This is a genomic window from Floridaenema aerugineum BLCC-F46, from assembly GCF_041929345.1.
GTDB lineage: Bacteria > Cyanobacteriota > Cyanobacteriia > Cyanobacteriales > Aerosakkonemataceae > Floridanema > Floridanema aerugineum.
In genome coordinates, this window is sequence record NZ_JBHFNQ010000257.1 from 26,530 (window position 1) to 39,157 (window position 12,628).

Annotated in this window: 17 protein-coding genes; 11 read left to right on the top strand and 6 right to left on the bottom strand. The window is 39.2% G+C overall.

Annotated features, from left to right (window positions below):
• Positions 1-29 precede the first annotated feature (29 nt).
• The 4 genes from ACE1CC_RS35025 to ACE1CC_RS35040 all read left to right on the top strand — a co-directional run bounded on the left by ACE1CC_RS35025 (position 30) and on the right by ACE1CC_RS35040 (position 2,933).
• On the top strand, positions 30-674 hold the full coding sequence (locus tag ACE1CC_RS35025) for a Uma2 family endonuclease (protein WP_413275055.1): 645 nt from the start codon (positions 30-32) through the stop codon (positions 672-674).
• Positions 675-783: 109 nt separating this feature from the next.
• A complete protein-coding gene (locus ACE1CC_RS35030; protein WP_413275056.1) occupies positions 784-1,605 on the top strand; it encodes an Rpn family recombination-promoting nuclease/putative transposase in 822 nt (273 codons plus the stop codon).
• 20 nt (positions 1,606-1,625) lie between these two features.
• Complete coding sequence (locus ACE1CC_RS35035) at positions 1,626-2,003, top strand: DUF4351 domain-containing protein (protein ID WP_413275057.1); 378 nt, start codon at positions 1,626-1,628, stop codon at positions 2,001-2,003.
• Positions 2,004-2,087: 84 nt separating this feature from the next.
• Positions 2,088-2,933, top strand: a complete 846-nt coding sequence (locus ACE1CC_RS35040) for a M20/M25/M40 family metallo-hydrolase (RefSeq protein WP_413275058.1) — start codon at positions 2,088-2,090, stop codon at positions 2,931-2,933.
• Here ACE1CC_RS35040 and ACE1CC_RS35045 read toward each other — a convergent pair.
• Entirely contained in the window at positions 2,928-3,416 is a 489-nt protein-coding gene (locus ACE1CC_RS35045; protein WP_413275059.1) for a DUF4214 domain-containing protein, read from the bottom strand. The genes ACE1CC_RS35040 and ACE1CC_RS35045 overlap by 6 nt on opposite strands.
• Before the next feature lie 16 nt (positions 3,417-3,432).
• Positions 3,433-3,978 (bottom strand): DUF4214 domain-containing protein, encoded by a 546-nt coding sequence (locus tag ACE1CC_RS35050; RefSeq protein WP_413275060.1) that lies wholly within the window; start codon positions 3,976-3,978, stop codon positions 3,433-3,435.
• Positions 3,979-4,164: 186 nt separating this feature from the next.
• On the opposite strand from ACE1CC_RS35050, the gene ACE1CC_RS35055 reads away from it, so the two are divergent.
• The 7 genes from ACE1CC_RS35055 (at position 4,165) to ACE1CC_RS35085 (ending at position 11,118) form a co-directional block, all read left to right on the top strand.
• On the top strand, positions 4,165-4,632 hold the full coding sequence (locus ACE1CC_RS35055; RefSeq protein ID WP_413275061.1) for a MarR family winged helix-turn-helix transcriptional regulator: 468 nt from the start codon (positions 4,165-4,167) through the stop codon (positions 4,630-4,632).
• Positions 4,633-5,063: 431 nt separating this feature from the next.
• Entirely contained in the window at positions 5,064-6,053 is a 990-nt protein-coding gene (locus ACE1CC_RS35060) for an aldo/keto reductase (RefSeq protein ID WP_413275062.1), read from the top strand.
• Between the two features lie 170 nt (positions 6,054-6,223).
• On the top strand, positions 6,224-7,504 hold the full coding sequence (locus ACE1CC_RS35065; protein WP_413275063.1) for an MFS transporter: 1,281 nt from the start codon (positions 6,224-6,226) through the stop codon (positions 7,502-7,504).
• A 200-nt stretch (positions 7,505-7,704) separates the two neighbouring features.
• The gene (locus ACE1CC_RS35070; RefSeq protein ID WP_413275064.1) at positions 7,705-8,724 is read left to right on the top strand and encodes a medium chain dehydrogenase/reductase family protein; all 1,020 of its coding nucleotides are present in this window, start codon (positions 7,705-7,707) and stop codon (positions 8,722-8,724) included.
• A 5-nt stretch (positions 8,725-8,729) separates the two neighbouring features.
• Positions 8,730-10,316 (top strand): DHA2 family efflux MFS transporter permease subunit, encoded by a 1,587-nt coding sequence (locus ACE1CC_RS35075; protein ID WP_413275065.1) that lies wholly within the window; start codon positions 8,730-8,732, stop codon positions 10,314-10,316.
• 119 nt (positions 10,317-10,435) lie between these two features.
• Positions 10,436-10,753, top strand: a complete 318-nt coding sequence (locus tag ACE1CC_RS35080; RefSeq protein ID WP_413275066.1) for a hypothetical protein — start codon at positions 10,436-10,438, stop codon at positions 10,751-10,753.
• Positions 10,750-11,118 (top strand): aspartyl protease, encoded by a 369-nt coding sequence (locus ACE1CC_RS35085; RefSeq protein WP_413275067.1) that lies wholly within the window; start codon positions 10,750-10,752, stop codon positions 11,116-11,118. The genes ACE1CC_RS35080 and ACE1CC_RS35085 overlap by 4 nt, the downstream gene beginning before the upstream one ends.
• A gap of 54 nt (positions 11,119-11,172) precedes the next feature.
• On the opposite strand, the gene ACE1CC_RS35090 is transcribed toward ACE1CC_RS35085, so the two are convergent.
• The 4 genes from ACE1CC_RS35090 to ACE1CC_RS35105 are packed head-to-tail and all read right to left on the bottom strand — an operon-like array spanning position 11,173 to position 12,584.
• A complete protein-coding gene (locus tag ACE1CC_RS35090) occupies positions 11,173-11,778 on the bottom strand; it encodes an RpnC/YadD family protein (protein ID WP_413275068.1) in 606 nt (201 codons plus the stop codon).
• Between the two features lie 8 nt (positions 11,779-11,786).
• Positions 11,787-12,014, bottom strand: a complete 228-nt coding sequence (locus tag ACE1CC_RS35095) for an RpnC/YadD family protein (RefSeq protein ID WP_413275069.1) — start codon at positions 12,012-12,014, stop codon at positions 11,787-11,789.
• A gap of 32 nt (positions 12,015-12,046) precedes the next feature.
• The gene (locus ACE1CC_RS35100; RefSeq protein WP_413275070.1) at positions 12,047-12,298 is read right to left on the bottom strand and encodes a hypothetical protein; all 252 of its coding nucleotides are present in this window, start codon (positions 12,296-12,298) and stop codon (positions 12,047-12,049) included.
• Entirely contained in the window at positions 12,285-12,584 is a 300-nt protein-coding gene (locus ACE1CC_RS35105; RefSeq protein ID WP_413275071.1) for a hypothetical protein, read from the bottom strand. The genes ACE1CC_RS35100 and ACE1CC_RS35105 overlap by 14 nt, the downstream gene beginning before the upstream one ends.
• Positions 12,585-12,628 lie beyond the last annotated feature (44 nt).

A 12,628-nucleotide genomic window follows, 5' to 3' on the forward strand; every position in this document is an offset into this window, starting at 1 on the left:
AAACCAATTAGATTTTCAATGTTATTGCTATGATGACTACTACTTTGAACAAAAGTGCTAACCGAGTTGTGCTAGAGAACATTAGCTGGCAAACATATCAAGATTTGTTGCTAGATTGTGCAGAACAACCAGGAATTCGCTTGACTTACGATCGAGGTAAATTAGAAATTATGACACCGTTAGATCCACATGAAAGTAACTCGGAAGTGATTGGTCGTTTTGTGACAGCAATAACAGAAGAACTGAATATAGAAATTCGGAGTTTAGGTTCAAGAACTTGTCAACGTGAAGATTTGGCACGCGGACTTGAATCTGATAAGTGTTTTTATATTCAAAATGAAGCTATTGTCCGCAGTTTAGAGCAAATCGATCTGAATGAATATCCGCCACCAGATTTAGCCATTGAAATTGATATTACCAGTAGTTCAATGAATAGATTAGGCATTTACTCAGCTTTAGGAGTTCCTGAAATTTGGCGTTATGATAATGGACGGTTGGTGATTTTGCGGTTAGAAGATGGGGAGTATAGGGAGTGCGATCGATCTCCCAGTTTACCTCTGTTAACTCCATCAGAAATAATGCGGTTTTTGGAATTACGAAAAACGATGGGGGAAACGAGTTTAATTCGCTTGTTTCGGGAATGGGTGAGGAGTCAGGTGAAGGCACAAGAGTGAAAAAACCAATTATCAAACACCCGTTAAATTTAAATAGTCGCTGGAAATAGGACTACTTACAAATTCTTTACCAAACCCTAAAACAACTTTTTCAAAAGCTAATTCACCAATGAATACAGATAACCTTTGTAAATACCTCGCTGAACAATACCCAAATGAATTCATCAGTTGGCTATTTCCATCAGAAAGTTCAAATGTTCAGGTACTCAAAACGGAACTCAGCCAAGAACCAATTCGTGCTGATTTTCTCACTTTATTACAATCTCCAAAGTTAATTTTTCACCTAGAATTTCAAACTTTACCAGCATCAGATCCGCCTTTGCCATTTCGGATGTTGGATTACTGGGTGAGACTGTATCGACAATATCGTTGTGAAGTTGAGCAAGTGGTAATTTTTTTGAAAGCTACCACCTCAGAAGCGGCTTTTACTAACGAGTTTAATGCTGCTAATACTTCGCATCGTTATCGAATTATCCGAATGTGGGAGCAAGATCCTGCGCCACTTTTGGCAAATCCTGCTCTTTTACCACTGGCGACGCTAGCACGAACTGATTCACCTCAAAGTTTACTTGCTCAAGTTGCCGATCGAGTAGCTAATATTGAAGAAACCCAGCAACGGCAAAATCTAGCAGCTTGTGTATATGTCCTTGCAGGTTTGCGCTTTGACAAAAGTTTAATTCGTCAACTATTCAGAGAGGAAATTATGCTGGAATCTGTCACTTATCAAGATATCCTAGAACAAGGACAACGACGAGAAGCAATATCAATGATTATGCGGTTGCTTACTCGTCGAATTGGTTTGATCACTCCTGAAATTCAAGCGAGAATTCAAAGTTTATCGATCGCACAATTAGAAGACTTAGGAGAAGCATTATTATATTTCTCTCAACCAACTGATTTAACTACTTGGTTAGATTCTCATCAATCATAAACGAAGCTATAAGTCCGCTAGTGCGGACTTTTTTATCTCAAATTTTACTTGCTCAAGTTGCCGATCGAGTAGCTAATATTGAAGAAACCCAGAAACGGCAAAATCTAGCAGCTTGTGTATATGTCCTTGCAGGTTTGCGCTTTGACAAAAGTTTAATTCGTCAACTATTCAGAGAGGAAATTATGCTGGAATCTGTCACTTATCAAGATATCTTACAACGCGGAGAGATAGCGGTAATTATGCGTCAGCTTAACCGTCGAATTGGGTTGCTTACTCCCGAAATTAAAGCGAGAATTCAAAGTTTATTGATCGCACAATTAGAAGACTTAGGAGAAGCACTATTAGATTTCTCTCAACCAACTGATTTAACCAATTGGTTAGATTCTCATCAATCATAAACAAAAATCTAAGTCCGCGCAGGCGGACTTAGTTTGTGTAGCCGCAGATTTCTAATCTGCGGGAATATTCAGGAGAAGCAACTTATGAATTTAACAGAAAGATTGCAAGAACATCTAACTCAAATTGTACGCGATCGCGATCCCTACCTCTCCTCAGCAGGTCATTTTTTTGTCCAGCAATATATCCGCGAACAATTCCAACAATGGGGAAAACTGGAAACTCATGAATTTGCTGTTAGAGGTCAAACACATCAAAATTTGATTTTAAATTTACCACCTTTAAATAACAAGCAAGAAAAATCTCCACCTATTTTAATTGGCGCACATTATGATGCTGTCCCAAATTGTCCGGGTGCAGATGATAATGCTACTGGTGTGGCTGTATTGCTTGAATTAGCTAAAGCTTTTGCTGCTAAACCTTTAAAATATCCCGTGCGGTTAGTTGCTTTTGATATGGAAGAATATGGTTTACTTGGTAGTCAGGAATATGCGGCTAAATTAAAACAAGAAAATCAACGTTTACGCCTGATGATTTCCTTGGAAATGTTGGGTTATTGTAATGACGCGCCTAACTCTCAACGTTACCCTGCGGGATTAGAAAAGTTTTACCCAAATACAGGTAATTTTCTGGCTTTAATTGGCAATTTAACCACTATTCCTGATTTAATTAAACTGAGTCGAAATATCCGCAAAAGCGGTGTTCCTGCGGAATGGTTGCCAGTGCCAAATCAAGGTAAACTGGTACGACAAACTCGGTTGAGCGATCATGCTCCTTTTTGGGATAATGGTTATCGATCGATGATGATTACAGATACAGCTTTTCTGCGAAATCCTCATTATCATCAAGTTAGCGATCGCATTGAAACTCTCGACCTAAATTTCCTTACCGGAGTTTGTCTTGGTTTAGAAATTGGCTTAAGAAAATTATGATTGATTTGGTTCTGATTTTTTCTCCATCTCCTCCCGATATTTTTCTAGATATAGCCGGATGCGATACAAACTTGTGCCTTTAGCTAACACATTTTTCCAAATGTCTAGAGCTTTTTTATCAGCGTTGCGACCTAACACTTCTTGATACATTTGATTAATCGCTGCTTCGGCTTCCCGACTATAGGCAATGTCCCGGCGAATATCGCAAATAGTCCGATACCGTTCTAATTCTTTTGTCCAAGTTATTATCCCTTGGAAATCAACTTCTCTCCCCAATACTTCAATGTAAATTTCATTAATTTGTTCAATGTCAGAAAGTTTTCCTAAATGACCCTGACGTTGCCGTTCTGGGTTTCCTCTCAATATAGGAGAAAAAATTTCTTGCCAACCACAGTCAAGTGCTTGCACTGGGTTGGCTAAATTAATTATTAACGAAAAAATGGAAGTAGATATTAAGAAATGGCTAAAAGTCTGAGCTTTCATGAATAATTTTGCCTGTTTAATCTCTTCTGTTTCTGGCTTCTGGACTGCGTGCGATCGATCGCTCAACTTCCCGCAAGCTTTTACCTCTAGCTAATTCTGATTGCCAAGTCCTTAAACCATTTCGGTCTACATTTCTCCCTAACACTCGCCGATAAATATCATTAATTCTAGCTTCGGCTTCTCGACTGTAGGCAAGTTCGCGGCGAATATCACTCATTGACCTACCTCTTTGTAACTGTCTTGACCAAGTTCTTATTCCTTCAGAATCGGCATTCCGCCCTAAAACTTGGCGATAAAGTCTGTTAATCTCATCATAGTACTGGGAACGCGACCCCCGATCGTACCAATCCCGATCATATCTATCTCGATCGTACCTGTCCCGATCGTAATCATATCTTTGTTTATTTCTTAACTCTGAATTACTACTCTTGTAGTCATGCAAACTAAGAAAATTTTTTTCTTTCTTAACAATCTCTTGAGCATTAACTGATTCTGCTAAACTAAAATATGTTAGTGCGATCGTAGTTGCTAGTACCGCTTTAGCGACCAACGCTAATCTCATATCCCTATCCTTTTGAAGTAAAAATTATCTAATTTGAGTTTAATTTATTTGTGTAAATCAGAATATTTTCTTTTAAATTCTTATCAGCAACTAACCAATGCGGCTGAAATTGGGTTTTTGCTTGACTTTAGCTTAAATCTATCATATACTTACATTAAGCACGCTAAGTAATTCTTAGGAGGCTAAATGCCTACTCCATCTGTGGAACAGAAGTTATCAAGGGGGTGGCAAGAGGTTTTGGCACCGCACGGTATGGGCTACCGGATTAAATTGCTATCTCAACTGCTAGCACGTAAATTTCAAGAGCGACTTGAGCCTTACGGTTTAACGCCTTTTCACTGGGTTGTGTTGTGTTGCTTATGGCAGGAGGACGGCTTAGCGACTTCTAGCATAGGCGAAAAATTGCAACAGGTGGGAGGGACTTTGACGGGAGTGCTCGATCGCATGGAACAGCGGGGACTAGTGCGCCGAGAACGGGATACCAGAGATCGTCGAGTTTGGCGAATTTGGTTAACCGATGCCGGAAAAGAGTTAAAGTTCGTCTTACCTCCCATTGCTGAGGAGTTACGGGAAGAAGCTTTTCAAGGCATCTCCGACACCCAGCGCCAACAACTTTCGGAAATGCTAGATTTGGCGATCGCCAATCTTTCCTAACTTTCGGAAGATGGGCTGATATCACCCCCGGATGACGCTCTTGTTGTTTAATTTTTCTTCAATAGTACGCATACTAAATAAAATTATTCCTAGCTAAAGCTTATAACGCTAAATATTCAAGATTACTTAACAAATTCCCAAGAGACTGAAGAGACTGAATTATGACAAAGGTTGTACAACGCATTCCTGTCAAGGTAGTTTTTGATTCTGAAAGTATCAAAGGTTATGAGTCGCGCATTTCTCCAGGGATGTCAGCTGTGGTGACTGTGGATGTGAAGTAAGGGGACTGGGAAAGTTTTGAGTTTTGAGTTTTGAGTTTTGAGTTAGGAAGAAAGTTATAAGTTTTAAATTATCCCCCCTGCTCCTCTGCTCCCCTGCCCCTCTGCTTTCTTCTTTCTGCTAGCCTCTAATAAGTAGCGATTTCTAGAACTATGAAATACCATCAATTGGGCAAGAGTTCTTTAAATGTTTCCAGCATCGGATTAGGGTGTATGGGAATGTCGGAATTTTATGTGGGTGGCGATGAACAAGAGTCAATTGCTACCATCCATCGCGCCCTAGATTTAGGTGTGAATTTCCTCGATACTGCTGATATGTATGGTGTAGGAAAAAATGAAGAATTGGTGGGAAGGGCGATTAAAAATCGGCGGGATGAAGTGATTTTGGCTACTAAGTTTGGCAATGTGCGATCGCCTAATGGTGAGTTTTTAGGTGTGAATGGAACACCGGAATATGTCCGCCAAGCTTGTGATGCTAGTCTGCAACGTTTGGGAATAGATGCGATCGATCTTTATTATCAACATCGAGTCGATCCTAATGTGCCAATTGAAGAAACTGTCGGCGCAATGGCAGAGTTAGTGCAAGCGGGAAAGGTACGTTTTTTAGGACTTTCGGAAGCTGCGCCAGGAACAATTCGACGGGCAAATGCAGTTCATCAAATTACAGCTTTACAAACAGAATATTCCCTTTGGACTCGCGATCCTGAAGATGAAATTTTACCAACTTGTCGGGAGTTAGGGATTAGTTTTGTTGCATACAGTCCTTTAGGTAGAGGTTTTTTAACCGGACAATTTAAGAGTATTGATGACTTAGCGCCGGATGATTGGCGACGCTATTCACCTCGCTTTCAAGGAGAGAATTTTTCCAAGAATTTGGATTTAGTAAAAAAGATGGAAGAATTAGCGAAAGAAAAGGGTTGTCAACCTTCGCAATTAGCTTTAGCTTGGCTGTTAGCTCAAGGGGAAGATATTGTGCCAATTCCAGGTACAAAAAGAATCAAATATTTAGAAGAAAATGTGGCAGCATCGGAAGAAATTGCTTTAACTTTAGGTGAATTGGAGATGATCGATCGCATTGCTCCCAAAAATGTTGCGTCAGGAGAACGTTACCCCGAACATTCCATGAAAGCTGTTAACCTCTAACCTAAGATATAACATCATGTCTAGTTGGTTAGACATAATGTAGAGACGTTATATATAACGTCTCTACAATTTTTTGTTCATTCTAACTTAAGTTATAAACTTTCTGAATATCTGCTCCCCGAAATCGCTTTTTAAGTAATAATTGAAGAAATGTTAATTAACTAACAAAGATGGCTATTAGCGCAAAAAAGTTGATTCCTAGTATACCAGCATTTCGCTCGAGAAATTATCGTCTTTTCTTTGCTGGACAAGGATTGTCATTAATCGGCAGTTGGATGACTCAAGTCGCTTCAATTTGGCTAGTTTATAAACTATCCACATCACCTTGGTTATTAGGAATAGTGGGATTTGCTAGCCAAATACCTAGCGTAGTATTTCTTCCAATTGCTGGCGTATTTGTAGAACGCTGGAATCGCCATCGAGTGATTATTGCCACGCAAATATTATCCATGATTCAATCATTAGCTTTAGCTATTTTAACTTTAACGGGAGTGATTGATATTTGGCATTTGATATTACTCAGTTTATTTCAGGGGACAATTAATGCTTTTGATGCACCAGCACGTCAAGCTTTTGTTCCCGAAATTGTGGAAAGAAGAGAAGATTTAGCAAATGCGATCGCCCTCAATTCTGCTATGTTTAATGGAGCCAGATTAATTGGTCCGGCTATTGCCGGAATCGTTCTCGCTACCGTAGGAGCAGGTTATTGTTTTCTCATCGATGGACTTAGTTACATTGCAGTAATTTGTGCTTTATTAGCAATGAAACTTAAGCCTCATGTTTTAGCCTTAAATACTAAAGGAAATTCCTTGCAAAGGTTAAAAGAAGGATTTGTTTATACTTTCAGTTTTCCCCCGATTCGTGCGATTATCTTACTACTAGCATTAGTTAGTTTCATGGGAATGCAATATACAGTTTTAGTTCCAATCTTTGCCACTAAAATTTTAAATGGTGGCGCAGACGCTTTAGGATTTTTAATGGCAGCTTCAGGAGTTGGCGCATTAATAGGTGCAGTGTATCTCAGTATGCGAAAAAGTGTGGTGGGATTAGGTAAAATCATTGCTTATGCTCCAGCAATTATGGGAACTGGTTTAGTTGCTTTTGGCTTATCCCGTGTATTATGGTTTTCCCTACTCATGATGTTTGTAATTGGGTTAGGTTTTATTTTACAATTTGCCTCCAGTAACACCTTATTGCAAACTATTGTTGAAGATGATAAAAGAGCCAGAGTACTCAGTATTTACACATTGGCATTTTTCGGAGTTATCCCCTTTGGTAACTTATTTGCTGGTGGATTAGCGAATTACATTGGTGCGCCCAATACAATCATAATCGGCGGAACATTTTGCATTTTAGGTTCCTTAATTTTCGCCCAACAACTCCCTCGACTCAAGCCATTTATACACCCTATCTATGCCAGAATGGGCATTATTACTGAAAACAAAAATTAAAAAATCTGTGTGAAAATCCATGACAAATTAAAAGCCTGCCTATAATTTTTGAGATAGAACTTTGTTGTCTACTGAGAGCTTGCACAACTAGGAGGTTCCACCTCCTTTGATCCTCGTTCCCAGGTTCAACCTGGGAACGAAAAAAAGAGGCTCTCCCTCTTGGTGCAAGATCTTAATCTACCTCACTTATAGGCAGTTCTATGAAACATAAGCGCGTAGTAATTACTCGTCACGGTGGTTCGCAAGTTTTGCAAGTAATTGAAGAGGAAATTCCCGAACCAAAATCTAACGAAGTGCGTGTAAAAGTTTTAGCCACAAGTGCAGCTTTTACTGATGTTTTAGTCCGGGAAGGCTTATACCCCGGAACACCCCCAGTACCCTTTTCACCAGGCTACGATATTGTTGGTATTGTTGATAAATTAGGCGCAGAAGTCAGCAATTTAGAATTAGGGCAAATGGTAGTCGCCATGACAATTTTTGGCGGCTACACTGAGTTTATTTGTTTACCTGCAACCGAATTAATTCCGGTTCCTTCAGACATTAATCCATTGGAGGCTGTTTGCTTACCATTAACATATATCACCGCCTATCAAATGTTACATCGAATTGCCAAACTTGAGCATGGTGAAAGGATTTTAGTTCATGGTGCTGCTGGTGCTGTGGGAATGGCTTTGCTGCAACTTGGAAAACTGGCAGAATTGCAAATGTATGGTACTGCTTCTTCAGGAAAACATGAATTTGTTTCTAGTTTAGGCGCAATACCAATTGATTATAAAAAAGAGGATTTTGGTAAAAAGATTCGGGAACTGACAGGCGATGGTGTAGATGTAGTTTTCGATGGGATTGGTGGTAATTATTTACAACGTTCTTATCAAATTATCCGCCCAGGTGGACGCTTAATTAATTATGGTTTTTCTTCGGCTTTGACAGCCAAAAAAGGCAGAATGTTTAAACTAGTATCTGGTTTAGTGATATTATCTGTGTTGGGTTGGATTCCCGATCGCAAAAAAGCAACCTTTTATTCTATTTCTGATTATAATAAAAAACATCCTGGCTGGTTTAAAGAAGATTTGGGTAAACTCTTAGAACTACTCAAAGAGAATAAAATTAAACCCAACATTGCTGAAATAATTCCTTTGATAGAAGCGCAACGCGCCCATGAATTGTTAGAAAAGTCAGCAGTTACGGGAAAAATCGTCTTAATCTGCAATCAATTATAAAAAATATGGCTGAAATATCAAATGGAAAAGTGCCGCAAACTGCGCCATCAAACCAAGTACCTTTAAAAGTTTGGATAGGGGTTTTTGGCGCAATGATCGGCGCATTCATGGCAGTTTTAGATATCCAAATTACTAACGCTTCTTTGCGGGAAATTCAAGCAGCTTTAGGCGCAACCTTAGAAGAAGGTTCTTGGATTTCCACTTCTTATTTAGTAGCAGAAATAGTCGTAATTCCTCTGACTGCATGGCTATCACAAGTATTTTCTATTCGTTGGTATTTGTTAGGAAATTCTGCCCTATTTATCTTATTTTCAATGGCTTGTGCTTGGGCTTGGGATTTAAATTCAATGATTTTATTCCGGGCTTTACAAGGCTTTACTGGTGGTGTTTTAATTCCGATGGCCTTTACTACTATTTTAACCTCACTTCCGCCAGCAAAACAGCCAATTGGAATTGCCATGTTTGGTTTAACAGCTACTTTTGCTCCTTCAATTGGGCCAAGTTTAGGCGGGTGGTTAACGGAAAGTTTTGGTTGGCAATATAACTTTTATCTTAATTTAATTCCTGGTCTTTTTATGCTCGGTGCAATTTGGTACGGAATTGCCCCGCAAAAATTAAAATTGGATCTATTAAAAGGTGGTGATTGGTGGGGAATTCTTTCTATGGCAGTTGGCTTAGGTTCTCTACAAGTTGTGTTGGAAGAAGGAACCCGCAAAGATTGGTTCAGTTCTGATTTTATCATTCGTTTTAGCATAATTGCAGCAATATTTTTCCCACTTTTCCTATTTATTGAATTTACCCGGAGACGACCTTTTATTAATCTTAGATTATTGGGAAGGCGTAATTTTGGATTATCAGCGATCGTTAATGTTACTTTAGGTGCAGCAATGTATGGATCGCTGTATCTTTTACCCTTATATTTAGGGCAAATTCAAAACTATAATGCTATGCAAACAGGGGAAGTTTTAATGTGGGCAGGAATTCCCCAATTATTCATTATTCCCCTACTCCCTAAATTGCAGCAAAAAATAGATTTGCGCGTCATGGTAGGAGTAGGAATCAGTGTCTTTGCTATTAGTGCTTTTATGAATTCTAACTTAACCAATTTAACTGGATATGAGCAATTAAGAACATCGCAAATTGTTCGGGCGATGGGACAACCTTTGATTATGCTTCCTTTAACTTCGATCGCTACATCTGGCATTGAAAAAGAACAAGCTGGTTCTGCTTCTGGTTTGTTTAATATGATGCGAAATTTAGGTGGTTCTATAGGAATTGCGGTATTAGGAACTTTACTCACCAGAAGGGAACAATTTCATTCTAATCGCTTGGGAGATGCGGTTTCAATTTATAGCCCAGAAACTCAAGAAAGAATTAATCAATTAACTCAATTTTTTGTCAGTAAAGGTGCAGATTTAGTCACAGCACAAAATCAAGCATTAGCAGCTATTAGTAATGTTGTGCGTCGAGAAGCTTACATCATGGCTTTTAATGATTGTTTCTATTTAGTTGGTTGTGCTTTATTACTAAGTGGTATTGCTGTGTTATTCTTTAAAAAAGTTAAGGGAGGTGGGGGTGTGGCTGCTCACTAAATATGATGCAATAACTGAGTTTCGGAATGCGATCGCACAGCTATAAAACGAAGCGCGATCGCACTTCTCTATCCACATCTAAAATATAATAATTAATATTTGAATGACAAATTTAAGCCATGACTCAAACACCACGAAAAATTCCCCGTCGTCGAGGCAGACTGTTTCCAGAATTCACAATACCCCCAGAAGAACTAGCCAGACGCAAAGCGGAAAAAGATGCACGTTGTCAGCGTTATCGTCAAGTTTTTTCACAAGTCAGCCCTGAATTGATCGGAAATCATTACAACTGGTTTATAGTTATTGAAGCAAACAGTGGTGATTATTTTATCGATCCCGATGAAGAAGTAGCGGTTCAAAAAGCTCGCCAAAAGTATTCTACTGGAATGGTTGGCATTATGCGCCTTAATGAAACAGGAACTTGTGGAATGATATGATTTCAGGCAAGTTCGGTGAGATTGGGGAGCTAATTTTTGAAATTGATTTAATCGCTGCTGATGGAGAAAGGTTTACTATCGATGCGCTTCTAGATACAGGATTTACAATAGGCTGGCTTGCACTTGATACCCAAGATATTCTTAGTCTGGGGTGGGCTATGATTGAAAGTGAACGAGCTATGCAGATTGCACGGGGAGAGGCATTTTTTGACGTATATGAGGGGAGAGTTGTACTGGATGGACAAGAGTACGTAATTCCCGTTTTAGCTGGGGATGGAATTCCCGAATCTTTATTAGGTTTACAATGGTTGAAAATGCTACCGCTAACGGTGAATTTTGCGACTGGATTGTTGACTTTGGGGTAAATAAAAACAACGATCGCACTTTGGGCAAAAAAATGCGATCGCTATCCAATACTATCAATTACCACTAGGAAGTTGATTAATAAATTCCTCCAAACTCCGACTAGTTACAGACTGACGTAATAACTGCTGCAATTGTTCAGTAGTCAAAAAATTTAGTCTTTCGGCTACCTCTGATGGTACAGCACCAAATCTTACTTCCAAAGCATCTAAAATAGATGACTTAATTCCCTGTTGTACTCCCTGTTGTACTCCCTGTTGTAAACCTTCTTGCAAGATATCCTGATAAATTACTGATTCTCGCATTACAGCCTCCCGAAATAATCGTTGAATTAAGCTTTTATTAAACCGTAAACCTGCTAGTAGCTGAGTGCAACCAGAGATTTGCGATCGCTCTGCTGCTGTTTCAATTTTACCTACTTCTTCAGCTACTTGATTTAACAACTGTTCTGGCGCAGCACTACGGCACAAAGCAGCCAAGGGTAAAAGCGCCTTGTTTTGTAAAAATATATCCGGTTCTTGTTCCCACATTCGGATTATTTGATACTTATGCCTTGTATTTTCCAGGCGAAAAGTATCTTTTAATCGATTTGATGTAGATGATTCTTTGAGCAGAATTAACGCTTGAGTAACAGGTACTCTATAACGTCTGTAAAGCCGCACCCAGTAATCTACATTCTCAGGGGTAGTGGTGGCTCTCCCTCCACATCTACCTCAAATTCTAAATGTAAAATCCGCTCTCCAGTACGTAAAAATGTAACATAATCAGCGCGAATTGGTTCGATACTTAATTCAGTTTTCAAAACTTGCACTGATGTGGGAACTTTTCCTAATAGCCAACTAGCAAACTCGGTAGGATAAGTTTCCGATAAATATTTACAAGCATTATCAAATGGCATTTTAAATTAAGCTATATAATTTTTGTGACCGCTTAGTACCCAACTACACCCTTTTTTTCGGGATGATAAGCAGTAATAGCTACTTTTTGATCCGGTGTATAAATAGCTTCCACTTTTGTCCATTTGTAGTGATACCAATCTACCTTGATTCTGGCACCTTCAGCTGGCTGGCTACTGATGCGTCGGTAGCCAGCTTGCTGCATGATCTCTTCAAATTTATGGGTAGGTAAAGTTTTACTAGTAATCTTACCTATGCCGTCAATTTGATGTTTATCGAGGGTCATAGTCTCCCTGATAGGTGCTGTATATCCGGTATCCCGGTAATACTAGCGCCAAACCAGCGAAACTATGTATTGTGCCGGGATAGCTTTTTTCTGCTTTGCTACCACCGATGCGAAAATTCCACGATCCAAACCAAGCATATATCCCTGGAACTAGAGCGTCCATACTGTATGCGATCGCTTTTTTTTTCTCCCCTGAAATTGGTTCTGCTTCTTTAAATGAACGCTTATGATCTTTGTAGTAATATGCGCTATTTAAAGCCAGCATTCTCAGTCCCTCTTTGTTCATTAATAATAATTTCTTAACCTTCGTAGATTTAGAGAACGTAGTTG